21 protein-coding genes are annotated in these 24,927 nt (G+C 72.5%); 5 read left to right on the top strand and 16 right to left on the bottom strand.

All coding sequences use genetic code 11. The annotated features are described in order from the left end of the window. Positions 1–54: 54 nt before the first annotated feature. Both ABD999_RS03815 and ABD999_RS03820 read left to right on the top strand, forming a co-directional pair. Positions 55–804 (top strand): HAD family hydrolase, encoded by a 750-nt coding sequence (locus ABD999_RS03815; protein WP_148031874.1) that lies wholly within the window; start codon positions 55–57, stop codon positions 802–804. Then, entirely contained in the window at positions 801–3,722 is a 2,922-nt protein-coding gene (locus ABD999_RS03820) for a pyridoxamine 5'-phosphate oxidase family protein (protein WP_333485755.1), read from the top strand. Before ABD999_RS03815 ends, ABD999_RS03820 begins: the two co-directional genes overlap by 4 nt. A gap of 79 nt (positions 3,723–3,801) precedes the next feature. Here the strand turns inward: ABD999_RS03820 and ABD999_RS03825 are convergent, their stop codons facing one another. The 14 genes from ABD999_RS03825 to ABD999_RS03890 all read right to left on the bottom strand — a co-directional run bounded on the left by ABD999_RS03825 (position 3,802) and on the right by ABD999_RS03890 (position 19,263). Then, the gene (locus ABD999_RS03825; protein WP_271280362.1) at positions 3,802–4,575 is read right to left on the bottom strand and encodes a DUF6544 family protein; all 774 of its coding nucleotides are present in this window, start codon (positions 4,573–4,575) and stop codon (positions 3,802–3,804) included. Further along, on the bottom strand, positions 4,572–5,423 hold the full coding sequence (locus ABD999_RS03830) for a universal stress protein (protein WP_219545812.1): 852 nt from the start codon (positions 5,421–5,423) through the stop codon (positions 4,572–4,574). Before ABD999_RS03830 ends, ABD999_RS03825 begins: the two co-directional genes overlap by 4 nt. Positions 5,424–5,716: 293 nt before the next feature. Further along, the gene (locus tag ABD999_RS03835) at positions 5,717–6,199 is read right to left on the bottom strand and encodes a universal stress protein (protein WP_271278275.1); all 483 of its coding nucleotides are present in this window, start codon (positions 6,197–6,199) and stop codon (positions 5,717–5,719) included. 54 nt (positions 6,200–6,253) lie between these two features. Continuing rightward, positions 6,254–6,967 (bottom strand): nucleoside/nucleotide kinase family protein, encoded by a 714-nt coding sequence (locus ABD999_RS03840; protein ID WP_271278276.1) that lies wholly within the window; start codon positions 6,965–6,967, stop codon positions 6,254–6,256. A 55-nt stretch (positions 6,968–7,022) separates the two neighbouring features. Next, positions 7,023–7,541 (bottom strand): flavodoxin family protein, encoded by a 519-nt coding sequence (locus tag ABD999_RS03845; RefSeq protein WP_148031880.1) that lies wholly within the window; start codon positions 7,539–7,541, stop codon positions 7,023–7,025. A gap of 14 nt (positions 7,542–7,555) precedes the next feature. Continuing rightward, positions 7,556–8,110: a CBS domain-containing protein gene (locus ABD999_RS03850; RefSeq protein ID WP_271278277.1), complete on the bottom strand. Its 555-nt coding sequence runs from the start codon at positions 8,108–8,110 to the stop codon at positions 7,556–7,558. Further along, entirely contained in the window at positions 8,107–8,949 is an 843-nt protein-coding gene (locus tag ABD999_RS03855; protein WP_271278278.1) for a universal stress protein, read from the bottom strand. Before ABD999_RS03855 ends, ABD999_RS03850 begins: the two co-directional genes overlap by 4 nt. Positions 8,950–9,068: 119 nt before the next feature. Further along, the gene (gene narI / locus ABD999_RS03860; RefSeq protein WP_148031883.1) at positions 9,069–9,791 is read right to left on the bottom strand and encodes a respiratory nitrate reductase subunit gamma; all 723 of its coding nucleotides are present in this window, start codon (positions 9,789–9,791) and stop codon (positions 9,069–9,071) included. Continuing rightward, the gene (gene narJ / locus ABD999_RS03865) at positions 9,788–10,438 is read right to left on the bottom strand and encodes a nitrate reductase molybdenum cofactor assembly chaperone (RefSeq protein ID WP_271278279.1); all 651 of its coding nucleotides are present in this window, start codon (positions 10,436–10,438) and stop codon (positions 9,788–9,790) included. Before narJ ends, narI begins: the two co-directional genes overlap by 4 nt. Then, positions 10,438–12,093 (bottom strand): nitrate reductase subunit beta, encoded by a 1,656-nt coding sequence (gene narH / locus ABD999_RS03870; protein ID WP_271278280.1) that lies wholly within the window; start codon positions 12,091–12,093, stop codon positions 10,438–10,440. Before narH ends, narJ begins: the two co-directional genes overlap by 1 nt. Further along, positions 12,093–15,740 (bottom strand): nitrate reductase subunit alpha, encoded by a 3,648-nt coding sequence (locus ABD999_RS03875; protein ID WP_271278281.1) that lies wholly within the window; start codon positions 15,738–15,740, stop codon positions 12,093–12,095. Before ABD999_RS03875 ends, narH begins: the two co-directional genes overlap by 1 nt. A gap of 15 nt (positions 15,741–15,755) precedes the next feature. Continuing rightward, on the bottom strand, positions 15,756–16,952 hold the full coding sequence (locus ABD999_RS03880; protein WP_271278282.1) for an MFS transporter: 1,197 nt from the start codon (positions 16,950–16,952) through the stop codon (positions 15,756–15,758). Positions 16,953–17,194: 242 nt separating this feature from the next. Beyond that, positions 17,195–18,265 carry a zinc metalloprotease gene (locus ABD999_RS03885; RefSeq protein ID WP_271278283.1) on the bottom strand — a complete coding sequence of 357 codons (1,071 nt, stop codon included), beginning with the start codon at positions 18,263–18,265 and terminating at the stop codon, positions 17,195–17,197. After that, positions 18,262–19,263, bottom strand: a complete 1,002-nt coding sequence (locus ABD999_RS03890) for a TOMM precursor leader peptide-binding protein (protein ID WP_148031889.1) — start codon at positions 19,261–19,263, stop codon at positions 18,262–18,264. Before ABD999_RS03890 ends, ABD999_RS03885 begins: the two co-directional genes overlap by 4 nt. Positions 19,264–19,753: 490 nt before the next feature. On the opposite strand from ABD999_RS03890, the gene ABD999_RS03895 reads away from it, so the two are divergent. Continuing rightward, the gene (locus tag ABD999_RS03895; protein WP_271278284.1) at positions 19,754–20,647 is read left to right on the top strand and encodes a TIGR03619 family F420-dependent LLM class oxidoreductase; all 894 of its coding nucleotides are present in this window, start codon (positions 19,754–19,756) and stop codon (positions 20,645–20,647) included. On the opposite strand, the gene ABD999_RS03900 is transcribed toward ABD999_RS03895, so the two are convergent. Further along, positions 20,644–21,963 (bottom strand): alpha-amylase family protein, encoded by a 1,320-nt coding sequence (locus tag ABD999_RS03900; RefSeq protein ID WP_271278285.1) that lies wholly within the window; start codon positions 21,961–21,963, stop codon positions 20,644–20,646. The two genes, ABD999_RS03895 and ABD999_RS03900, sit on opposite strands and share 4 nt — an antisense overlap. 35 nt (positions 21,964–21,998) lie before the next feature. Next, entirely contained in the window at positions 21,999–23,033 is a 1,035-nt protein-coding gene (locus ABD999_RS03905) for a helix-turn-helix domain-containing protein (RefSeq protein ID WP_148031892.1), read from the bottom strand. Between the two features lie 106 nt (positions 23,034–23,139). Between ABD999_RS03905 and ABD999_RS03910 the strand changes: the two genes are divergently transcribed. Both ABD999_RS03910 and ABD999_RS03915 read left to right on the top strand, forming a co-directional pair. Beyond that, on the top strand, positions 23,140–23,676 hold the full coding sequence (locus ABD999_RS03910) for an NUDIX hydrolase family protein (RefSeq protein WP_219545796.1): 537 nt from the start codon (positions 23,140–23,142) through the stop codon (positions 23,674–23,676). A 271-nt stretch (positions 23,677–23,947) separates the two neighbouring features. Beyond that, a complete protein-coding gene (locus ABD999_RS03915) occupies positions 23,948–24,910 on the top strand; it encodes an SDR family NAD(P)-dependent oxidoreductase (RefSeq protein WP_271278286.1) in 963 nt (320 codons plus the stop codon). Positions 24,911–24,927: the final 17 nt, after the last annotated feature.

The raw sequence follows: 24,927 nt of genomic DNA on the forward strand, positions 1-24,927 counted from the left end.
AGGGCGAGGCGAACGGCCATGGATGTCCTGCCTGCTCGGGGGTAGCGTCTTGCCATGGCCGCGATCGATCTCAACACGCTGCGCGCCGTGGTCTTCGACACCGACGGCGTGGTCACCGACACCGCGAGAGTGCACGCCGCCGCGTGGAAGCACGTCTTCGACCGCTTCCTCCGCGGTCGTTCCGCGCCGTTCGACATCCGCGACGACTACCTGCGCTACGTCGACGGGCGACCACGCCTGGACGGCGTGCGCACCTTCCTGGCCTCGCGCGGCATCACGCTTCCGGAGGGCGGCCCTGAGGACGAGCCGGGCGCCCCGACCGTGCACGGGCTGGGCATGGCCAAGGACGAGCTGTTCGTACGGCAGATCGCCGAGCACGGCGTGGCCGCCTTCCCGTCCACCGTGGCGCTGCTGCACGAGCTGCGCAACCGGGGCTGCCGCACGGCGGTGGTCTCGGCGAGCCGGCACTGCCGGGCGGTCATCTCGTCCTCGGGCCTGCTCCACCTGTTCGACGTGCTGGTCGACGGCAACGACGCGGCCCGGCTGGGCTTTCCCGGCAAGCCGGACCCGGCGCTGTTCCGGGAGGCCGCGCACCGGCTCGGGCTGCCCGCCGCCGAGGTGGCGATCGTGGAGGACGCGCTGCCGGGCGTGGAGGCCGGCCGCAGGGGCGGCTTCGAGCTGGTGGTGGCCGTCGACCGGGCCAAGGCGCAGGCGGAGGCGATGATCCGGGCGGGCGCGGACGTCGTCGTGCACGACCTGGCCGAGGTGACCGTGGCCGGGCGCGTGCCGGTGGGCCGCCGATGACGCCGTGGATCCTGGCCTACGAGGGCTTCGACCCGGACGGTGAAAGACTGCGCGAGGCGCTGTGCACGCTCGGCAACGGGCGGTTCGCCACCCGCGGCGCCACCCCCGACGGCCTGCGCCGCACGCCCGGCACGTACGCGGCCGGCGTCTACAACCGGCTCACCTCCCCCGTCGCCGGGAAGACCGTGACCAACGAGGACCTGGTCAACCTGCCCGACTGGCTGCCGCTGACGTTCGCCACCCCGGGCTGCGACTACTTCCACCCGGAGGACTCCGACCTGCTGGAGTACCACCACGCGCTCGACATGCACGCCGGTGTCCTGACGCGCGACCTGCGCTGGCGCGACCCGCAGGGCCGGATCACCCGGGTGCGGCAGCGGCGCGTCGTGTCGATGGCCGACAGCGCGCTCGCGGCGCTGGAGACCACGTTCACGGCGGAGAACTGGTCGGGCCCGCTGCGGGTCCTGTCCGCCGTCGACGGCGACGTCCGCAACGACGGCGTGGCCCGCTATCGCGACCTGCGCGGCGACCACCTGACCGGGCACGCGACCGGCGTCGAGGACGACCTGGGCTGGCTGACCGTCACCACCCGCGGTTCGGGCGTCACGGTCGCGCTGGCCGCCCGGGTGGACGCGCCCGCGAGGCAGGAGCTCACCGCGGAGCCGGCCCGGGTGACCTCCTGCCACGTGCTCGACCTGGTCGAGGGCGAAACGGCCGCCGTGACGAAGGTGGTGGCGCTGCTGACCTCGCGCGACCCCGCCATCCACGACCCCCGCTCGGCCGCGGTCCGGCGGGCCCGGCTGGCGCCCCGCTTCGACGAGCTGCTGGCCCGCCACACCACCGCCTGGGACCGCCTGTGGGACCGCGCCCGCATGGACGTCACCGAGCCGGAGATCGCCCAGGCCATCCACCTGCACGTGTTCCACGTGCTGCAGACGATGTCGCCGCACACCGCCGACCTCGACGCCGGGGTGCCCGCGCGCGGCCTGCACGGCGAGGCGTACCGGGGGCACGTCTTCTGGGACGAGCTGTTCGTCCTGCCGTGGCTCAACCTGCGCTTCCCCGACGTCTCCCGCGGCGCGCTGCGCTACCGGTGGCGGCGGCTGGACGAGGCGCGCGCGGCCGCCCGCGCCGAGGGGTACGACGGCGCGATGTTCCCCTGGCAGAGCGGCAGCGACGGGCGCGAGGAGACCCAGACGCTGCACCTCAACCCCGAGTCGGGCCGCTGGCTGCCCGACGCCTCCCATCTGCAGCGGCATGTCGGCCTGGCCATCGCCTACAACGTGTGGCAGTACCACCTGGTCACCGGCTCGATGCCGGACTGGTGCGCGGAGCTGTTCATCGAGATCGCCCGGTTCTTCGCCTCGCTCGCCGTGCTCGACCCCGCCTCCGGCCGGTACGAGATCCGCGGCGTGATGGGCCCCGACGAGTACCAGACGGGCTATCCGGACGCCGGCTCCCCCGGGCTGGACAACAACGCCTACACCAACGTCATGACGGTGTGGCTGCTCCTGCGGGCGCTGGAGATCGCCCCCTCGGTGCCGGCCGTGGGCTCCCGGGAGCCGGCCCGCTGGGCCGACATCACCCGCCGCATGCGGGTCGACTTCCACGACGGGGTGATCAGCCAGTTCACCGGCTACGCCGACCTGCCCGAGCTCGACTGGGAACGCCACCGCGGGGTGCGCCGCCTGGACCGGGCGCTGGAGGCCGAGGGCGACGACGTCAACCGCTACAAGGCGGCCAAGCAGGCCGACACGCTGATGCTGTTCTACCTGCTGAGCGGTGACGAGCTGCTCGGCATCCTGGACCGGCTCGGCTATCCGGCCGATCCCGGCCTGATCCGGCGCACGGTCGCCTACTACCTGGAGCGCACCAGCCACGGCTCCACGCTCAGCGCGCTGGTGCACGCGTGGGTGCTGGCCTCGACCGACCGGGCCACGTCGTGGAACCTGCTCGTCGAGGCGCTGATGAGCGACATCAAGGACGTGCAGGGCGGCACGACCGAGGAGGGCATCCACCTCGGCGCGATGGCCGGTACGCTCGATCTGTTGCAGCGGTGCTATCTGGGGCTGGAGGTGCGTGACGACGGGCTGCGTCTCGACCCGCTCCTGCCCGACCGGCTCGGCACGCTGTCCCTGCCCATCCTGGTGCGCGGCACACGGTTCGAGATCGAGGCCCGCGACGGCATGGTGCGGGTCAACGGCGAGACGGCCGGCCGCGGCACCGGACGCACCTTCACCTTCGACCAAGGGGGAACGATCATGGCAGGCACCGGCGACCTCGGACGCCGCATCGCGCATCACCGCGAGCGCCTCGGGCTGACTCGCGAACAGGTCGCCGAGCGGGCGAAGGTGTCCGCCGGCTACGTGGAGTACCTGGAGGAGACCCCGGCCAGCCCGACGTCCGAGACCGTCCACCGGCTGGCGGAGGCCCTCGGCACCACGGCCGACGACCTGCTGGGCGGCGGCCGGGAGCGGCCTCCCGGCCGTGGCCCGGCGGCTGCGTCCCCCTCGCTGGAGAAGCTGGACCGCGAGGAGTGCCTGCGGCTGATCGCGCCGGGTGGCATCGGCCGGGTGGCGTTCAACGGCTCCCACGGCCCGACGGTCCTGCCCGTCAACTACAAGCTCCACCAGGGCGCGATCATCTTCCGCACCTCCTACGGCGGGGCGATGGACCGCGACCTGCGCACCGGCGTGGAAGGCGTGGAGATCGTCGTCGGCTTCGAGATCGACCAGATCGACGAGGCGCAGCGCCAGGGCTGGAGCGTGCTGGTCCAGGGGCCGTTCCACCATGTCCCCGAGGAGGAGGTGGCCGAGGTGATCGGCGCGGACGTGACCCCGTGGGCGGGCGGCGAGCGACTGCTCTACATCCGCATCATCCCGCAGCAGATCACCGGCCGCCGGATCCACGGCCTGTGAACGACAAGGACGTCCTGCGCCACTACCTGCGGGAGCCGCGCGAGGCTGCCCGAGCCGCCAGCCGGGCGGGCGGGGGCGGCTAACGGTAGACGGCGTCCTCGACGGTGAAGCGGATGAACTCGCCTTCGGCCCGCCGCTCGGTGCCCGGCCACCAGCCGCCGCGCAGCCACACCGGGATGGTGAACCCGTCGAAGGTGGCCTCCCGCCCGCATTCCACCCCGAACGGGTGCCGGCGGTAGCCGCCGCCGTCCGGGTCGCCCCAGCGCGAGACGGTGACGCCGGCCAACCGGCCGTCGTCGTCCACGGCCAGCCTGACGTCGAAGTCCTCGTCGCCGACCGGCATGCTCGCGACGGCCTCGTACCTGTCGACGTGCTTCCAGCGGACGCGCGGGTCCAGGGCGGCGGCGGGGACCAGCACGAACTCGCTCGCCAGCCGCCCCGCGGCGCTGCGGCTGATGTCGTGGTCGGAGCCGGACATCACGGGCAGCGCGTCCAGCATCCGCCAGCGCATCTCCCCCACGCCGCCGTGGTAGCGGTCGAAGCCGTGCACCGGTAGCAGCCCCACCCACGCGGTGGCAGCCCAGACGAAGCCCTCCATCGGCTCCAGCGCCTGGGTGGCGTGGAAGCGCCGCCAGGTGCCGAGCTTGATCTCGCCGCGCGAGCGCAGCACGACCGAGCGCAGCAGCGGGGTGCCCGGGGCGATGGCGTGCAGCACCCAGCGCCGTGCCGCGTCGGGCAGCGGGTCCGCCTGTTCCGGGTCGAACCGCGGCGCCCCGACGGTCACGGCCTGCAGGGTGTCCCAGTCTCGCCTGGCCTGGGCGCTCAGGTGCGGCGGCGAGACGATGACGGTCATGACCGGGCTTCGCGGGGCCGTACCACCGCGACGGGGCAGTGGGCGTGGTGCAGCACCCCGTGGCTGACGGAGCCGAGCATCGTGGAGGTGAAACCGCTCATCCCGCGCGTGCCCACCACGACCAGGTCGGCCGTGCGGGACGCGGCGGCCAGCGCGGGCACCGGGTGTTTGGAGACCACGGTCTGCACGGACCGCACTCTCGGGTACTTGTCCAGCCAGGGCCGCAGCCGCTGCGGGATCTCGTCCTCGATGCCGGGCGGCGGCACCGGCCCGAACCCGGCCGGGTGCGGGTAGGAGACCGGCTGGTGCTTGGCGTGGAGGACGCGCAGCCTCGCCCCGCGCGCCTGGGCCTGTTCCATCGCGTACTCGACCGCGCACTCGGCGTCCACGGAGCCGTCGTAGCCGACCACCACCTCGTCATGGGAGACGCGGTAGTGACCTCTGACGACGACGACGGGACCGTGCGCCTGGTTGGCCAGGCCGAGCCCCGTCGAGCCGAGCACCAGCCCGGCGAAGCCGCCGAGTCCGCGGCTGCCGATGACCACGGTGTCGGCGGTCTCGGTCTCGGTCCGCAGCCGCTCCACGACCGCGCCGGTCACCATCGCGGTGGTCACCTCCAGGTCGCGCGCCCGCTCGCGGGCGCGCGCCGCCGAGCGTTCCAGCAGCCGCTCGACCTGCACGGTCAGCGAATCGTACCCTTCGGACGTCACCCACTCGCCGGCCCACGGCTCGCGCACGTACACCACGCGCAGCGCCAGCCCACGCCGCCCGGCGTCCGCCGCCGCCCAGTCCAGCGCCAGGGCAGCGCTGTCGGATCCGTCCACGCCCGCGACGACGTGTCTGCCCATGTCCAGCCTCCTCGAGTACGGGAGCGCGGGTGAGCACCCGTGCCTCCTCCCGCCCGCCTCCCGCCGGGGTGTCCGCTTCCATGCTCACCCGACGGCTGCTACCCGGGCAGGGCCGCACGTCACCCCGCCGCCAGGACCTTCGACCTTCAACCGGGCAAACGTTTCACCCAGTGCGGGGAACGTACGAGGCCGACGGCGAACAGCGCGAGCGGCCCGCGACCGCCGACGCCCATCGGAAGGTTGACCGGTTCGTCCTGCGCGTACGCCCGTGCGAGCGGGCGTACGCGCAGGGTTCAGCAGGGGGCCGCCGCGCCCGCCGCCACCGGCTGACGCGCGGTGGGCTGTGGGGTCGTCGGTTGCGGGGTGCCGATGACGGCCACGGGGCAGGGCGGCCAGCGTAGGCAGGCGAGCAGTACCGCGCCCAGCCGGCCGTCGCCCGCGTGGTGCGCGGCCGAGCCGAGCACCAGGAGGGCCGCCGCCCGGGCCTCGTGCCGCAGGACCACCTCCGGGCGGCCCCTGATGGTCCGCCCGGTCACGGCCACGTCCGGATAGGCGGCACGCGCCCGCAGGACGGCCCGCTCCAGGACCGCTTCCGCGTGTTCGCCGGTGCCGTGCCCGCCCGTGGGGCGCGCGTAGGGGGCGAACGCGCGGGCTCGTGACTCCCAGGCGTGCACGACGACCAGCCGCGCCCCCGCCCGCCGGGCCTCGCCCGCGGCCCACATCAGGGCCGCGTCGCCGCCGCCCCTGCCGTCAACGCCCACCACGATCTGTTCCATGCCTCCATGGTCGGCGACCCCACGGTGGTGCCGGCAGGGCCGTTCCTCCCGACTTCATGGGTCTTTGGTCAGCGGGTGAGCGAAGTCGGTGTTGTCGATCACGACGTCGGCGCGGGCGATCGGGTCGGCCTCGCGCTGGTAGACGCGCTGGGCGACCAGGTAACGGTCACGGTGGATCGCCTCGGCGCCGGAGCCTGCCCAGTCCTGGTCGCGGGCGGCGCCGCGGGCGACCGACAGCTCCTCATCGATGTGCATCCAGACGCGGTAGTCCCAGTACGCGTCGATCTCCGGGCGGAAGGCGAACACGCCGTCCACGATGAGCACGCTGTCCGGGGAGAGCGGCGTGACGACCGCCGAGTGGTCCACCTGGGTGAGGGGGTCGATCGAGCACAGGGCGCAGGCGCCGGCCCGCGGGGAGCGGCACGGGTCCAGCAGCAGGCGTCTGGCGGACTCGTAGTCGTAGGCGTTGCGGTAGTAACCCTCGCCGGACTCCCTGTCGTAGAGGTGGCGGTCCTTCCACGGCTGCTTGAAGTCGTCCAGCGTGGCGCGCAGCGCCGGGCGTCCGGCGGCGGCGACGGAGGCGGCCAGCTCGTGGCCGAAACTGGTCTTGCCCGAGGCGGTCAGGCCGTCGATCCCCACCAGGAGACGGCCGTCGCCCAGGGCCAGCACCCGCCGGGCGATCTCGCCGACCAGGGCGGCTCGTTCGGGGGACGCCGGGCCGGGGCAGGGCTGCTGCCACGTGGAGACGGAGTGATCGATCTGCGACACGGCCCCAACCTATCCAACCGCCTGTCGCGTACACGGGCAGGATGCCCCCGGGCCCTCAGGAGGCCGGGACGGGGAAGGAGGCCGCGAGGGTTTCGCCCCACTCGCGGGCCCGGTCCAGCTCGCCGTCCACGAGAGGCCCCTTCGTCCCGATGACGTAGAAGCTGTGGGCGGGCGCGGCGCTCCTGACGCCGAGGCGGCGCAGCCGTCTGGCGGCGCCGCGGGCGGCCGACCCCGGCAGGCGGGGCTTGGCGACGCGGGTGTCGAAGGCGGCCGCGGCCAGCCGGGCGGAGCCGGTACGCAGGCCGGACAGCCATTCGCGGATGCCGTCGCCCCGGGACACCAGACCGTCCGGGGCGTCCTGGGCGGCGGACTGACGGGTGGTGGCGCGGCTCATGGCGAAGGCGTGCGTGGGCCCGCCGACCACGAGGAGAGTCACGTCCTCGCCTACGGCGGCGGGCGCGGAGCCGACCTCGACCACGTCGGCCCGCATCCGCCCGGCCAGTCCTTCCGCGACGGCCTCGGCGATCCGCCGGGTGTTTCCGTACATCGACTCGTAGACGACGAGCGCGCGCATGCCGCGCCTCCTGATCAGGGAAGGATGGGTTCGAGGTGGAACATGCCGGTGACGAGCTCGCCCGGCTCGCCGGACGGCTTGACGCGCCCGGCGACGGCGGCGAGCACGTCACCGGCGGTGATCAGCCCGACGATCCCGCCGGCGTGGACCACGGGCACCGCGTCGCACGCGGCGTCCAGCATGACGGCGGCGACCCGGTGCAACGGGTCCCCGGGTTCGACCCGCGGCCGGCGGCGGCCGGTCAGCAGCGAGCCGACCTGGCGGCCGGACTGTTCCTGAGGCCCGCAGGACCAGGTCGCCGCGAGTTCCTCGCGGGTCAGGACGCCGAGCACGTGCCGCCCCTCGACGACCGGCAGGTGGCGGACGCCGGCGCGGCGCATCAGCTCCCACGCCATGAGAGGCGACTCCCCCGGCTCGACGGCGACCAGCACGCGGCTCATCACCTGTTCGGCGGTCAGCTCCGCGACCGGCCTCGCCTGCGCGGCAGGCTCGCCGGCGGGACGCGCGCCGTCCCTCGGCACGGCACGCGGGGCGGTTGTGGTGGCACGGATGGCGGTCGGAGCGGTCATGATGTCTCCTCCGTTCGGGGACGGACGACGGCGACAGGGCAGATGACGTGGTGCAGCACGCCGTGGCTGACGGAGCCGAGGACGGCCGCGGCCAGCCCGCCGCGCCCGCGGGAGCCGACGACGACCAGGTCCGCCTGCTTGGAGGCCTCGATCAGCAGGGAGACGGGGTGCTGGCAGGCGTGCCCGTCGGTGATCCGCACGTCGAGGTTCTTCTCCCGCCACGGAACGACGCGCTCACGCGCCGCGCGGGCCTCCTCCTGCATGACGTCCTCGATGAGCGAGTTGTAGGCGACCGCGTACGGGGAGTACGCCGGCATGGTCCAGCCGTAGGCGACGTACAGTTCGGCGTCGCGGCGGCGGGCCTGCTCGATGGCGTACTCCATGGCGGCCTCCGCGTGCTCGGAGCCGTCGTAGCCGACGACGATCCGCCCGTGCGTGATCGGGGAGGTGCCGCGGACGACGACCACGGGCCCGGCGGCGTGACCGGCGACGGCGATGCTGACCGAGCCCATGACCAGGCCCTGGAACCCGCCGAGCCCCCGGCTGCCGATGACGACGCTGTCGGCGGAGGCCGACTCGGCGATGAGCGCCGGGGCGACCTCCCCGGTGAGCAGCTCGGTCGTCACCTCGACGCCGCCCGCGAGGGCGCGGGCCCGGTCCGCGGCGGCCTCCAGGGTGCCCGCGCAGTATTCGGACTCGCCATGGCCGTGCCGCCACTGCTCGCAGATGTGGACGATGCGCAGGTTCAGCCCTCTGCGCCGGGCGTCGGCGGCGGCCCATTCCACCGCCGCGGTCGCCGGTGCCGATCCGTCGATGCCCACCACGATCTGCCGAGCCATCACGACGCCTCCTTCACCCGTTCTGCCGTTCTCACCTCCAGTTTTTCCGATCGGGGGCGGCGGTGCCCGGGGAGGAGGACCCCGATCGGATGGCCTTTAGTCCCGAATTTGTGCTGCGTTCACCTTCTGGTAGTGGGCGTCCAGCCGGGGGTGCGGGTGACCGGCTCGCGGCTGCGGTAGACGATGTACGGGCGGGTCAGGTAGCCGATGGGCGCGGTGAGCATGTGCACCAGCCGGGTGAACGGCCAGATGGCGAAGAGCACCAGCGCGCTGAAGGCGTGCAGCTGGAACAGCGGGGGCGCCCCGGCCATCAGCTCCGCCCGCGGCTGGAGGGCGAAGACCGAGCGGAACCACGGCGAGACCGTGACCCGGTAGTCGTAGCCGCCGCCCAGCACGTTCGCGGCCACGGTGGCGGCCAGCCCGAGCACGATCACCAGGGCCAGGACGGCGTACATGAGCTTGTCGTTGCGGGTCGTCGCGGTGAACACGGGCCCGACGGTGCGCCGCCGGTAGATGAGGATGGCCAGGCCGGCGAGCGTGCACACGCCCGCGATGGTGCCGAGCACGACCGCGACCACGTGGTACATGCTCTCGGTGACGCCCACCGCCTCGGTCCACGACTTGGGGATCACCAGCCCGCCCACGTGCCCGAGGATGACGACCAGGATGCCGAAGTGGAACATCGGGCTGCCGATGCGCAGCAGCCGCGACTCGTACAGCTGTGAGGAGCGCGTGGTCCAGCCGAACTTGTCGTAGCGGTAGCGCCAGACGTGGCCGAGCACGAAGACGGTCAGCGCCACGTACGGGGCCACGACCCACAGCAGCAGGTCGAGCGCGTTCATCGGAATCCTCCATCGGTGGGGAACGACGGTGTCGGCCCCGCCTCGGGGCCGGAGCCGTTCACCGGGTAAGGCGGCAGGCCGACCTCCTCGGCCGGCGGCCCCTCGGCGGCCAGCTTGGCGGCGGCGGCGCGCTCGCGGGCGGTGGCGGGCGGCAGCGTGGCCAGCACCGCGGCGACCACGTGCGCGTACGGGGAACGCTCCGACTCCAGCGCCCGCAGCAGCAGGTCCAGGCCCGGCCGGTGCTCGCGCAGCAGCCGGGAGGCCTGGGCGGTGCCGCCGCGCGCGGACAGCTCGCACACCACCGCCAGATGGTCGGGCAGCTCCCCCTCGGCGGGCTCGAACCCGGCCTCGCGGAAGGCGTGCTTGAACCGCAGCAGCGCCATCCCGCGCTTCCTGGTGTCGCCGTAGGTGTAGTAGGTCAGATACGGGCAGCAGCGGCGCTTCAGGTCGAAGGTGGCCACGTAGTGCTCGGCCAGGTCCTGCGGCGGTGTGGCGGCGGCGTGGTCGAGGAAGGCGCGCAGCCGCCGCGCCGGCTCGCCCGCGGGCAGCGTCCCGACCGTTTCCGTCAGCAGCGGCAGCGCCTCGGCCAGCCGCTCGTCGGGGTAGCTGAGCAGCACCGACGCGGTGAGGTGGACGGCGCGGTCCATCACTGGCCCTCCTTGTCGCGCCGGGGGAACAGGCCCTCGGGGGTGCCCTTGCCGTCCCAGTTCAAGAGGTTGACCCGGCCGCGCAGGTCCTCGCTCCGCTCCAGCTCGTCCCCGCTCTGCCGCTCGCGCAGCGCGTGGAAGTTCTCGACCGCGATCGGCGCGGGCGTGCCGGACGCCTCGCCGAACGGCCCGCCCATGCCGGGGCCGCCCTCGTAGTCGAGGCTGCACCCGGTGGCGAGCTCCTCCAGGTCGGCGGCCTGCTCGGCGTGCGCCTTGGGGATGACGTACCGCTCGCCGTAGGGGGCCAGGGCCAGCAGCCGGTGCATGGACTCGATCTGGGCGCCGGTCATGCCGACCGCCTCGGCGATGCTCTCGTCGGGCTCCTGGCCGAGGTTGAGCCGGCGCATGTACGAGCGCATCGCCGCCAGGCGGCGCAGCACCAGCCTGACCGGCGCGGGGTCGCCCGCGGTGAACAGCTCGGCCAGGTAGCCGATGGGGATGCGCAGCGACTCGATCGCGCCGAACAGGTTGCCGGCCTCCTCGCCGTCGTGCCCCGTCTCGGACAGCACGTCGACGACCGGCGACAGCGGCGGGATGTACCAGACCATCGGCATCGTGCGGTACTCGGGATGCAGCGGCAGCGCGACCCCGTACTCGAAGATGAGCTGGTGGATGGGCGAGCTCTGGGCCGCCTCCAGCCAGTCCTCCGGGATGCCCGAGGCGCGGGCGCCGGCGATCACCTCCGGGTCGTTCGGGTCGAGCAGCACGCTCTTCTGCGCCTCGTACAGATCCTTCTCGTCCGGCGTCCGAGCCGCCTCGGCGACCCGGTCGGCGTCGTACAGGATGAGCCCGATGTAACGCAGCCGCCCCACGCACGTCTCGGAGCAGACGGTCGGGATGCCGACCTCGACCCGGGGGAAGCAGAACGTGCACTTCTCCGCCTTGCCGGTGCGATGGTTGAAGTACACCTTCTTGTACGGGCAGCCGGTCACGCACATCCGCCAGCCGCGGCAGCGGTCCTGGTCGACCAGGACGATCCCGTCCTCGGAGCGCTTGTACATCGCGCCCGACGGGCACGAGGCCACGCAGGAGGGGTTCAGGCAGTGCTCGCAGATGCGCGGCAGGTAGAACATGAACGCCCGCTCGAACTCCAGCTTGACCTGGTCCGACACCTTGCGCAGCACCGGGTCGGCCTTGGTCAGCTCGGGGCCGCCGCCCAGGTCGTCGTCCCAGTTCGCGGACCAGGTGATCTTGGTGGGCTCGCCGGAGATGAGCGACTTGGGGCGGGCGACCGGGGTGTCCTCCGTCGCGGGGGCGGAGAACAGCCGGTCGTAGTCGTACGTCCAGGGCTCGTAGTAGTCCTGGATGGACGGCATCAGCGGGTTCGCGAAGATCGTCAGAAGCTTGCGCAGCCGCCCGCCGGCCTTCAGCTTGAGCCGGCCGCGGGAGTTCAGCTCCCACCCGCCCTGCCATTTCTTCTGGTCCTGGTAGGTGCGGGGGTAGCCCTGTCCCGGCCGGGTCTCGACGTTGTTGAACCAGACGTACTCGGTGCCGGCCCGGTTCGTCCACGCCTGCTTGCACGTGACCGAACAGGTATGGCAGCCGATGCACTTGTCCAGGTTCATCACCATGGCCAGCTGGCCCATGACCTTCATCAGTAGTCCACCTCCTGGGAGCGCCGCCGGATCACGGTCACCTCGTCGCGCTGGTTGCCGGTGGGGCCGAGGTAGTTGAACGCGAACGACAGCTGGGCGTAGCCGCCGATGAGGTGGGTGGGTTTGACCAGCAGCCGGGTGAGCGAGTTGTGGATGCCGCCGCGCCGGCCGGACGTCTCGCTCTTGGGCACGTCCACCACCCGCTCCTGCGCGTGGTACATGTACACGGTCCCCTCGGGCATCCGGTGGGAGACGACGGCGCGCGCCACGACCACGCCGTTGCGGTTGACCGCCTCGATCCAGTCGTTGTCCGCGATGCCGGCCTTGGCCGCGTCGGCGGGGCTCATCCAGATGTTCGGCCCGCCGCGCGACAGCGTCAGCATGAGCAGGTTGTCCTGATACTCGGAGTGGATGGACCACTTGGAGTGCGGCGTCAGATACCGCACCGTGATCCCCTCCGCCGTCGAGTCGCCGATCCCGGGCTCGCCGAACATGGCCGTCATGTTCAGCGGCGGCCGGTAGACCGGCAGCGCCTCACCCGCCTCCTGCATCCAGTCGTGGTCCAGGTAGAAGTGCTGCCGCCCGGTGAGGGTGTGCCAGGGCTTGCGATGCTCGACGTTGATCGTGAACGCCGAGTAGCGGCGGCCGCCGCTCTCGCTGCCCGACCACTCCGGCGAGGTGATCACCGGGACGGGACGCGCCTGCGTGTCGGCGAACGTGATGTGCCGGTGCTCCTCGGCCAGCCCGTCGAAGGAGGTGCCGGTGCGCCGCGACAGCGTGGCGAACCCCTGCGCGGCCAGCCGCCCGTTGGTGGTACCCGACAAGGCCAGGATGGCCTCGCACAGGTCCACGTCCCGCGCCAGCGACGGCCGGCCGTCCGCGGTGGACCCGTTGACCCGCCGCAGCCGGTCGATCTCGCCGCTCAGGTCGTAGGTGATGCCCTTGGTGGTGGCACCCAGCCGCTCGGCGAGCGGGCCGAGGGAGGCCATCTTCGCGGCGATGGCCGCGTAGTCCCGCTCCACTTCGACGATCTTCGGGAAGTCCAGGCCCGGCGTCGGCGTCTCGCCGGTCCGCCGCCAGTCGCGCACCCGCCCGTGCGGGGTGGCCAGCTCGTCGGGGGTGTCGTGGATCAGCGGCATCGCCACCAGGTCGGTCCGCGTGCCCAGGTGCTCGGCGGCCAGCGTGCTGAAGGCGCGGGCGATCGTGTGGAAGGCGGTGAAGTCGCTGCGGGTCTGCCACGGCGGGTCGATCGCCGGGTTGAACGAGTGCACGAACGGATGCATGTCCGTCGAGGACAGGTCGTGCTTCTCGTACCAGGTCGCGGCCGGCAGCACGATGTCGGAGAACAGCGTGGTGGAGGTCATCCGGAAGTCGAGCGACAGCAGCAGGTCGAGCTTGCCCCGCGGCGCCTCCTCCCGCCAGGCGACGCCCTCGGGCCGCTGGCCGGGCCCCGCCTCCCGCGCGCGCAGCGAGGCGTCGGTGCCGAGCAGGTGGCGCAGGAAGTACTCGTCGCCCTTCGCCGAGGAGCCCAGCAGGTTGGCCCGCCACACGGTCAGCACCCGCGGCCAGTTCTCCGGCGCGTCCGGATCCTCGCAGGCGAACCCCAGCTCACCGGAGGCCACCTTCTCCGCGATGTACGGGCCGGGCTCCTGCCCGGCGGCCCGCGCCTCGTCCGCCAGGTCGAGCGGGTTGCGGCCGAACGTCGGGTACGACGGCATCCAGCCCAGCCGCGCCGACTGCGACAGCAGGTCCGCCGTGGTCTTGCCGGCGAACACGCCGTCGCCCAGCGGCGAGGACACCACGTCCGCCTTGTAGGTGTCGTAACGCCACTGGTCGGTGTGCAGATACCAGTACGCGGTGCCGATCATCTGGCGCGGCGGCCTCGACCAGTCGCCGCCCGAGGCCAGATGCGCCCACCCGGTGACCGGCCGGCACTTCTCCTGGCCGACGTAGTGGGCCCAGCCGCCGCCGTTGACGCCCTGGCAGCCGGTGAGCGTCACCAGCGCCAGGAACGCCCGGTAGATCGTGTCGGAATGGAACCAGTGGTTCGCCCCGGCCCCCATGATGATCATCGACCGGCCGCCGGACTCGTCGGCGTTGCGGGCGAACTCGCGGGCGATCCGCGTCGCCTTCGCCGCCGGCACCGACGTGATCGCCTCCTGCCAGGCCGGCGTGTACGGCTCGCCCGCGTCGTCGTACCCCTGCGGCCAGCGGCCCGGCAGCCCGCCGCGGCGCACCCCGTACTGGGCCAGCAGCAGGTCGAACACCGTCGTCACCAGGTGGTCGCCGACGCGCCGCACCGGCACGCCGCGCTCCAGCACGCCGCTCTCGGCCCCGTCGAAACGGGGCAGGCCCACCGGGACCGACTCGCCCGTGTCGAGCATGGTCAGCGCCGGCGACACCTCGCCCAGGTCCAGGTTCCACCGGCCCTGGCCCTGCTCGGAGAAGCGGAACCCGAGGGAGCCGTTCGGGACGGCGACCTCACCCGCGTCCGCGTCCCACACCGCCGTGCTGAACGCCGCCTCCTTACCTTCCTGCCCGAGATCGGCGGCCGTGAGGAACTTGTCCGGCACGTACTGGCCGGGCTCGCGCTCGCGCAGCCGCACCAGGAACGGCAGATCCGTGTAGCGGCGCACGTAGTCGGCGAAGTACGGGGTGGCGGAGTCGACGAAGAACTCCTTGAGGATCACGTGCCCCATCGCCATCGCCAGCGCCCCGTCGGTGCCCGGATGCGGGGCCAGCCACTCGTCGGCGAACTTCGCGGCGTCGCTGAAGTCCGGCGACATCACCACGACCTTCTGCCCGCGGTAGCGCGCCTCGGTCATGTAGTGCGCGTCAGGGGTGCGGGTGACGGGCACGTTCGAGCCCCACAGCATCAGGTACGACGCGTCCCACCAGTCGGCCGACTCCGGCACGTCCGTCTGGTCGCCGAACACCTGCGGCGAGGCCACCGGCAGGTCGGCGTACCAGTCGTAGAACGACAGCATCGCCCCGCCGATCAGCGAGACGAACCGGGAACCGACCGCGTGCGAGGCCATCGACATGGCCGGGATCGGGGAGAACCCGGCCACCCGGTCCGGCCCGTACGTCTTGATCGTGTGCACGTGCGCGGCCGCGATCATCTCGGTCGCCTCGTCCCAGGAGACCCGCACCAGCCCGCCCTTGCCGCGCGCCGACTGGTAGCGGTGGCGCTTGCCCGGATCGGTGGTGATCTCCGCCCAGGCCGCGACCGGGTCGCCCAGCCGCGCCTTCGCCTCCCGGTACATCGACACCAGCACGCCGCGCGCGTACGGGAAACGCACCCGGGTCGGCGAGTAGGTGTACCAGGAGAAGGCGGCCCCGCGCGGGCAGCCGCGCGGCTCGTACTCCGGCCGGTCCCCGCCCACGCTCGGGTAGTCGGTCTGCTGCGCCTCCCAGGTGATCACGCCGTCCTTGACGTACACCTTCCACGAGCAGGAACCGGTGCAGTTCACGCCGTGCGTCGACCGCACGACCTTGTCGTGACTCCACCGGTCACGGTAGAACGCGTCGGCCTGACGGCCGCCGATCTGGTGCAGTGTTCGCAGGTCAGGGGACATCGTGCCGGGGTGCAGATAACGTCCCAGCCGGAGCAGGGCATCGGTGAGAGGCCCGTCCATGCCCGACATGTGGCTCTCTTTCTGTTAGGGGTGCGCGCGGGGGCGCAGGATGAACCAGCAGTAGACGAAGGCGCCGAAAGCCATGGCGGCCAGCAGCATCAACCCGATCGAGTACGAGCCCGTCGCCTGAAAGATCAGCCCCATCACGATCGGCGGCAGGAACCCGCCGAGGCCGCCGGCCGCGCCCACCACACCGGTGGCGCTGCCGACCATCGCGACCGGGACGGACCGGCCCAGGATGGCGAACACCGCGCCGTTGCCCAGCCCGAGCGCCGCCGCCATCGCCAGGAAGCCGACCGTGGCGACCGGCATCCCGGGCGCGAACGAGACCACGATCGCGCACGCGAACACCACCGCCAGCACGTACGCCAGCACGGACTCGCCGCCGACCCGGTCCGACAGCCAGCCGCCCACCGGGCGGGCGAGCGTGGCCAGCACCACGAACCCCGCAGCGCGGGCCGCCGCGTCCGCCACCGTCAGCCCGTACACGCTCTGCAGATACAGCGGCAGGTAGACGCCGAACGCGACGAAACCACCGAAGGTGAGCGCGTACATCCCGGCCAGCTCCACCGTGACCCGCATCCGGGCGGCGGCGGTGAACCTCTTGAGGAACGGCTCCGCGGCCGGCTTCACGCCGGGGGCGTCCCGCCCCACCAGCAGGAAGACCACGCCCGTCACCGCGAGCGCCGCCGCGACCACGTAGAAGGGGGCGCGCCGGCCGAACTCGTCGGCCAGCCACGGGGTGGCGAACCCGGAGATGGCGGTGCCGATGTTGCCCATGCCGAAGACGCCCAGCGCCAGGCCACGCCGCTCCGGCGGGAACCAGGCGTTGACGAACGGGACGCCGATCGCGAACGTCGCGCCGGTCAGGCCCAGCAGCAACCCGCCCACCAGCAGCAGCGAGTACGTCTCCACGAAGGCGAGGAAGACGACGGGGATCACGCCGATCAGCGTCGTCACGCCGAACACCAGCCGGCCGCCGTAACGGTCGGTCAGCGCGCCGAGCACGATGCGGCCCAGCGACCCGACGATCACCGGGACGGCCACCAGCACCGACACCGCGGTGGCGCTCAGCCCCAGGGACCGCTGGTAGACGGGGCCGAGCGGGCTCAGCAGGGCCCAGGCCCAGAAGTTCACCGCGAACGCGATCGTGGCCAGGATCAGCGCGGTCACACGGCTCGCCGTGGACGTGACCGCGGCGGGGGACGGTGCGGCAGGCATGGCGGGGACCACCTCCGGTCGGACGCTAGGGCCACCCCAGTCTTCTGGACTGCACCATGCCCACTTAAGGGTCTTTAGTCCCATCAATAAGGATCAAACAACGATCATCTTCGTGGCCCGCCCCCCGGCGCGCGAGGGATCCGCGGGGCGGGGGCCGGCCGGCCGCACGCGGGGCGCCGGCCGACAGCGAGCGTCCTGATTTTTTTCCTGACATAGTTGAAAACTGTGCTTTTCACAGTCTGTCAGGACGAATTTCGCATCCACCCCAAGAAACGGCGGACCAGAATCACCAGATAAAGCACCCAACCCGCAGCGATCACCACCAGCGCGGCCACCGGTTCCCACAATGCCCCCGAAGCCAACTCCCCCATCGCCCGGCGAACCACCGCCACCGTGATCGGCACCGTATAAAGGGCGAAAAACGCCAACCCCAGCACCCGCCCCACAACCACGAACCACGCGTACACCCGCACACTCCGCCGCGCCCCACCACCCCGCCCACGCAGATACGCCTGCGCGTCCGCCATCAAATTCTTGTTCCCCGTCGCGTTCGCGAAGACGTAGTACACATCCGTACGCATGAAGAACAGGAACTGCCAGACCACCTGCGCCAGACAGATCACCATCACCAGCCGCGCCGGCGCCGACTCGGTCACGTACAGCACGCACGCCGACCCGCAGATCAGCACCCAGTCCACCCGCATCCCCGCCAGATGAGCGCGATAGCGCGCCCGCCGCGGCACCCCCCACACCCCGGTGATCCGCGTCTGCACCACCAGGAACTGCAACCGCGTACCCAGCGACAACTCCGCCCGCACGCCCAGCGACCGCGCGGCGGCCACATGCCCCAGCTCGTGCAGCAGCACCAGCGCCCACGACCCCGCCGCGAACGCCAGCGTGAACGACAGACTGCCCGGCCACACCAGCGACGACACCCCCGGCCGCACCCTCGGCTCGGCCACCGCGGCGGCCACCGCACACCCCGTGAGCAGCACCAGCACGACGTCGGCCGGACGGGAGAAGAACCAGGCCACCTGCCGCGGCCGGATCCGGTCCCACACGTTCGGCCGCCGCTCCGGCCGTCTCATCAACCCCGCGTCCGCCAAGCCGCCGACGAAGGCGGCCACGTCCACGTCCACCCCCCGCTCGGCCCGCACCCGCTCGCGCGCCTGCGCCACCGTCCGCGTGCCGTCGAGCGCCGACACCACCGCCGCCGCCACCGCCGGCACGTGCACGAACGTCTCCCCGTTGCCGATCACGTAGTCGTCCGGCCCGTCAGCCACCACCGTCAGGAACGACAGATCGGTGTTCACCCGCAGACCCCGCACCGGTCATACCGGTGGAACTCCCTCGTCGTGGTCGTCAACGTCAGCAGATCGAGCCACACGCTCCGGCCCTCCACCGCCGGCGTGCCCGCACCCGTCAGATAGCGGAGCACCTCCGAGGCCAGCATCCCGGCCACGATCTGGCACAACGGCCCGAACGACGGAATCACCCGCCCCGGGTTGTCCCCGGTGGGCAACTCCGTCCGGCCGTAACGGGCGGCCAGCGAACGCTCCTGACACGACAGGCAACCCGTCTTGCCGGGCACGACGAGCGGCCCCACCAGCCCCACGTGCTGGTTGAACCCGCCCGTCACGAACGGCACCCCCGCCTCCACACACGCCCGGTTCACCCAGCGCGCGATGTGCGGCTGCGGCGTGTCCACCGTGCTGACCACCAGATCGGCGGCCACCACCACGTCCCGCGGCCCGCCGATGCGCCGCTCGACGGTGTCCACCCGCACACCGGGACGGTGCGCCCGCAACCGCCGCGCCGCCGCCACCGTCTTGAGCTCACCCACGTCCCCGGCCGTGTACAGGTACTGGCGATGCAGATTGCTCGCCTCCACCCGGTCGTCGTCGACCAGCGTCAACCGCCCCACCCCGCTGGTCGCCAGCTGCAGCGCGACGGCGCCCCCGATCGCCCCCGCGCCGAGCACCGCCACATGCGTACGCCGCAGCTCGCCGAGCACGGCCGTCACCTCGGCGGCCGGCCGGAACATCGACAGGAAGAGCGCGAACCGGGAGAGCCCCGCATCGGCCGCCAGCGCGTCGAGATCGTCGGCGGTGACCAGGATGCGCGCCTCCAGCAGCCGCGCCACGGCCGCGTCGATCTCGGCCGGAGGCACCTCGCCGAGCAGCGCGTACAGATCGGCCCGCTCCACCGGCTCACGGGCGCACAGCCGGATCAGCCGGCGCAACGGCGCCGCCGCCGGGTCGAGGACCAGGCCCGTCGGCGGGAAATCCCCCAGCCGCACCCGCTCACGCAAATCATCAATGAAAAGGGGAAAAGCCGGATTCACCTGAATCCTGGGCATGAAGAAGACTCCCGTAAGCACGAAGGCGGGGCCCTCGCAAAGAGGGCCCCGCGACAGTTCAGCAGCTGTTGCTGTTACCTGTGGTCTCGACTTCTTCGACCTTCCTGATCTCGATCGTCATGCGCGATCCCTTCATAGATCGTGTTGGCCGATGTGATCGTAAGAAGAATCATCGGCACCAGGGAGGCCCAATGACGTTCTGTGCGGCAATTGATGCCCTAAGTCGCGGAAACCTAGAATTCTCAATAACTTCGCGCACTGGTCGCGGATGGTGTTGTTCTGACGTTTGTGATATCGGGGTTGCTTCCGGCCCAGCGCCTTTACAAAGTAGATCACGACAGGGTCGCCATCCCGGAGCGCGACATGTCGCCACTGTTTGGTGTATCAATGTAATGATTGACCAGAGCGCCAAGCTCCCCACCAGGAGCCCGTAGGAGCCCCCGTGAAGTTCACCGTCGAGTACCCGATCAGCGCGCCCGGCTACGACCCCGCCCTCGTCCGCCCCGGCGGGATGCGCCGCGTCGTGCGGGCGGCGGAGGAGGCGGGTTTCGCCGCCGTCGGGTTCACCGAGCACCCGGCGCCGTCGAAGAAGTGGCTCGACGCCGGCGGGCACGAGGCCCTCGACCCGATCGCCGCGCTGAGCTACTGCGCCGCCGTGTCGGAGCGGATCCGGCTGATGACCCATCTGCTCGTGCTCCCGTACCACAACCCGTTCCTGCTGGCCAAGAGCCTGACCACGGTCGACCTGCTGTCCGAGGGGCGGCTGACCGTGGTCGCCGGGGCCGGTTACCTGCGCTCGGAGTTCCTGGCGATGGGCGTGGACATGGCCGGGCGCAACGCCCGCTTCGACGAGTCGATCGAGGTGCTGCGGGGCGTGTGGGGGAACGTGCCGTTCGACCACAGGGGGCCGCTGTTCGAAGGCCGTGACGTGGCCGCCCTTCCGGCTCCGCTCACGCCGGGCGGGCCGCCCATCTGGATCGGCGGCAACAGCGCGCTGGCCCGCCGCCGGGCCGCTCGCAACCAGGGCTGGAGCCCGTTCATGACGGACGGGGAGCTCGCCCGTACCGCCCGCACCGCGGCGATCACCACGGTGGAGCAACTCGCCCGGCACGTCGAGGAGGTGTGTGAGCTGGCCGGCAGGGCCGTCGAGGTGCAGGTGCGCACGCCGGCGCACCGCTACATGATCGACGGCGGTTCCGCCGAGGAGCACCGCGACCACCTGGGCCGCCTGGCGGAGGCCGGCGTCACCTCGTTCGTGGTGCGGCCACCGGGCGCGAGCGTGGCGGCCGCGGTCGAGGCGCTGCACGGCTACGCCGAAACGTTCCGGCGGGGCTAGGGTCCGTCAGGCATGTCCGATGACCACCCAGGGTGCCCGGGCGGACACGTACGGCCACTGCCCGTGAGGACGGTCCAGCCGTGCGCGGACACGAGAAGGGGATCGGCGCCGTCCGGGTGCGAGCTCTCGGCGACCGCGAGACCTGAGGTGTCCAGGGGGAACCGGTACGGCTCCGGTCCGGTGTTCAGCAGGGTGAGCAGCCTGCCTGCACCCGTGCTCTCCAGGGCCACGGCCGTGTTGGTCAGATGGGGCACGGCCGTGCGAGCCCGGGCCAGCCACGGGTGGCGGCGTCGCAGCCCGATGAGCCGCTGGTGCAGCCGGTAGACCGGCCACCCCGCCGGATCGAGCTCCGCGGGACCGGCGGGGAAGGCGGGCCTGACGGCGTCGTCGCCGCCCGGCCGGTCCTCCTTCAGCCCGCGGAAGCCCTGCTCGTCGCCGTAGTAGACGCTCGGGACCCCGCCCACGGTGAAGAGCACGGCGAGCGCGTGGCCCAGGTGGCGCTCATCGGCCAGGCGGGTGGCCAGCCTGGTCACGTCGTGGTTGCCGACGAACGTGAGCGGCTCGAACGACTCCAGCAGGGCGTCGTGCCGGTCCACCGCCCAGGCCAGCTCGTAGAAGTTGCCGTCGTTCAGCGAGCTCCAGATCGCCTTCCACAGCTCGTACTGGGTGACCGAGTCCAGCCCGCTCTCCGCCACGTAGCCCGCGTAGTCGCCGTGGATCACCTCGCCGGCGAACCAGGCCGCGGGGTGGCGCGGGCGCACCCGGGCGAGCGCCTCGCGCCAGAAAGCGGCGGGCATCGCGTACGCGGCGTCCAGCCGCCATCCGGACGCCCCGCGGCTCAGCCAGTGGTCCATGACGCGGACCACGTGGTCGAGGACCTCGGGGTGGTCGTGGTTGAGGGTGACGAGCCCGGAATGGCCCTCGAACGTGGCGTGACCGCCGCCTTCGGGCACGAACCAGTGCGCGAAGCGCGGGTCGCCGAACTTCGGATGGCCCCGGCCCACGTGGTTGAACACCCCGTCCAGGACGATCAGCAGGCCGCGCTCGCGGGCCGCGCGCACCAGCCGGTCGAAGTCCGCCTCGTCGCCGAGCCTCGGGTCCACGCGGAAATGGTCCAGCGTGTCGTACCCGTGCGTCTCGGACGCGAAGATCGGCCCGAGCTGCAGGACCGAGCAGCCCAGCTCGGCGGCGTAGTCGAGCCACCCCTCCAGCCGTCGCAGGCGATGGCGCACCGGCGTGCCGGGCGGCGGAGCCGCGGGCTCCGCGCCGGTGAAGCCGAGCGGGTACACGTGCCACCAGACACCGTCTCTCACCATGACGGAACGGTCCTTCCCGCGTCGCCGCCCGCTACTCAGCCGTCGAGCAGCCGCCACGCGGTGAGGGCGAGCCTGGCCCGGGTCAGCCCGGCGGGGTCGCCGAGCTCGATGCCCAGAGTCCTGCCGAGCGCTTCGAGGCGGCGCGCGACGCTGCTGTGGTGCAGGTGGAGAAGGTCGGCGGCCTGGCGCAGGGAGCCGGTGGCGCAGTAGGCGTCGAGCGTCTCCAGGTCCTCGGGACTGCCGGCCAGGAGGGTGATCGCGGCCACGTCGGGGTTGCCGCGCAGGGAGTCCGCGGGGATCTCGGCCAGGAGCGCCAGCGCGCCCAGGTCGTCGTGGTGGACGACCGGCCGGCGCGGCGTGGCGAAGCGCAGGGCGGTGCGGGCGTGCGCCCAGGACCGGTCGGGGCTTTCGGCCGTGCCGACGCCCGCCCGCACGCCCGCCGGGAAGCGGGCCAGGTCGACGGTGGTGGCCAGGATGACGCCCACGTCGGCGAGGGGCGCGGCCTTCACCGGGCGGGCCGGGCAGATCAGGCCGCCGACCTGGTCGAGCGGAAGCCGCGACCGCACGGCGACGGCGCGGACGGGCAGGTCGGCGGCGAAGCCCAGCAGGCGCAGCGCCCGCGCCCTGGCCGCCTCGTCGCTGTCGGAGCTGATCACCAGCTCGACGAGCGCGGGATCGGCCATGGTGGTGCGGGCCGGGCCGTACTTCTCGACGACCGTCGCGGCGGCGATGGCCAGCCGGTCCAGCACCACCTCGTCGAGCGACTTCGGCGGGCCGGGGCGCTCCAGCCAGACCGTGCCGATCTCCTCGTCGTCGAGGGTGATCGGCGCCGAACTGGACGCCGGGGCGACCGGGCCGCGCGCCGGCATGCCGTCGTCCGCGACGCGGATGACCCGTCCCGTGCCGTGGAGCCGGATGCCCGCCACGCACCCGGCCAGGCCGGCCGAGGCCCGGGCCAGCGCGGGCAGGTCCACCCGGCGGCGCATCAGCGTGTCGTAGAACATGACGACCCGGAGCGCGCCTTCGACCTGCGTGTCCAGCTGCGACAGCCGTTCGGCCAGTGCCTCCATGATTCCCAGGGTATGCGCCGATCGGCGCGCGGGCGGGCGTCGTGCCCGACATCTGGCGGGTCCGCCCGCTGACCGGCGACGATCCGGCGGACAGTACGATCAGCTGGTGACCGAGATAACCGAGACCTCGCCCGGCTGGCTCGCTCCCGAGGAGCTCGAGTCGGTGCGCGGCCGCATGCCGATCCTGTACGTCGACGCGGTGCCGGTGCGGGTGGACGACACGGGCGCCGTGACCCGCGTCGGGCTGCTGCTCCGCATCGCCGCGGACGGGACCGTCAGCAGGGCCCTGGTCTCCGGGCGGGTGCTCTACCACGAGCGTGTCCGCGACGCCCTCCTGCGTCACCTGGAGAAGGACCTCGGCCCGGTCGCCCTGCCCAGCCTGCCCGTGTCGCCGGTGCCGTTCACGGTCGCCGAATACTTCCCGACGCCCGGCGTGACGCCCTACCACGACCCGCGCCAGCACGCCGTCTCGCTGGCCTACATCGTGCCGGTCCGCGGCGACTGCCGCCCCCGGCAGGACGCGCTCGACCTCGTGTGGTTCACGCCGGAGGAGGCGGCCTCGCCGATGGTGCAGCAGGAGATGACGGGTGGCCAGGGTGTGCTGCTCAAGCAGGCGCTCGCGCACGTGGGCCGGCTGACCTGAGTCACTGGTGCCCAGAACGGCCTGACTTCCGCGGCCGGTTGCGCTCGCGAACCAGTGATGTGCGCGTCTCCCCCGCCACGTAGGCGGCACCCGTGTCGCCCGGGCAGCACCGGTGACGCCGCCGCGGCGCACCCGCCGCAGGTCGTGCGGGCTCGTTTCCCAGCACCTCCCGTACACCCACTCCCCTCCCCCAGCGCGCGGCTTCGGACGGCTCGGCCGTACGAGCCCCCGGCTTGACCTGGAGTGCGCTCCATTCCGTAACGTCGCGGACATGACCACAGCGCAACAGAGCATCGGATCCGGCTTCGGCGCCCGCAGCACCGCGCGCGAGGTGCTGCGCGGCATCGACCTGACCGGGAAGCTGGCGATCGTCACGGGCGGCTACTCGGGGCTCGGCCTGGAGACCACGCGGGCGCTCGCGGAGGCGGGCGCCCGGGTCGTGGTGCCCGCCAGGCGGCCCGAGCACGCCGCGGAGGCGGTCGCCGGGGTCGCCGGGGTCGAGGTGGACGCGCTCGACCTGGCCGACCTCGGCAGCGTACGCGACTTCGCCGAGCGCTTCCTCGGCTCCGGCCGGGACGTGCACATCATGATCAACAGCGCGGCGGTGATGGCCGCCCCCGAGACGCGGGTCGGGCCCGGCTGGGAGCTGCAGTTCGCCACCAACCACCTGGGCCACTACGCGCTGGCCAACCGGCTCTGGCCGGCGATCCGGCGCGGCGGCGGACGGGTGGTGTCCGTGTCGTCGAACGCCCACCGCATGACCGGCATCCGCTGGGACGACGTGCATCTCACCACCGGTTATGAGAAGTGGCTGGCGTACGGGCAGGCCAAGACCGCCAACGTGCTGTTCGCCGTCCACCTGGACAGGCTCGCGGCTCCGTACGGGGTGCGCGCCTTCGCCCTGCACCCGGGCGGCATCCTCACCCCGCTCCAGCGGCACCTGCCCAAGGCGGAGATGGTGGCGGCCGGCTGGATCGACGAGGACGGCAACCAGGTCGCCGACAGCTTCAAGACCCCGGAGCAGGGGGCGTCCACCCAGGTGTGGGCGGCCACCTCGCCTCGGCTCGACGGCCTGGGCGGCCTCTACCTGGAGGACTGCGACGTCGCCCCCCAATCGGACGGAACCGCCCCGGGCCCGGGCGTCCGCCCCCACGCGACGGACCCCGACGAGGCCGCCCGCCTGTGGCACCTCTCAGCGGAACTCACCGGCGTGAACGCCTTCTCTCAGAGATAGACGATCGCGAACGAGTG

It is taken from the genome of Nonomuraea ferruginea (assembly GCF_039540635.1).
In the GTDB taxonomy this organism is placed as follows: Bacteria; Actinomycetota; Actinomycetes; order Streptosporangiales; family Streptosporangiaceae; genus Nonomuraea; species Nonomuraea ferruginea.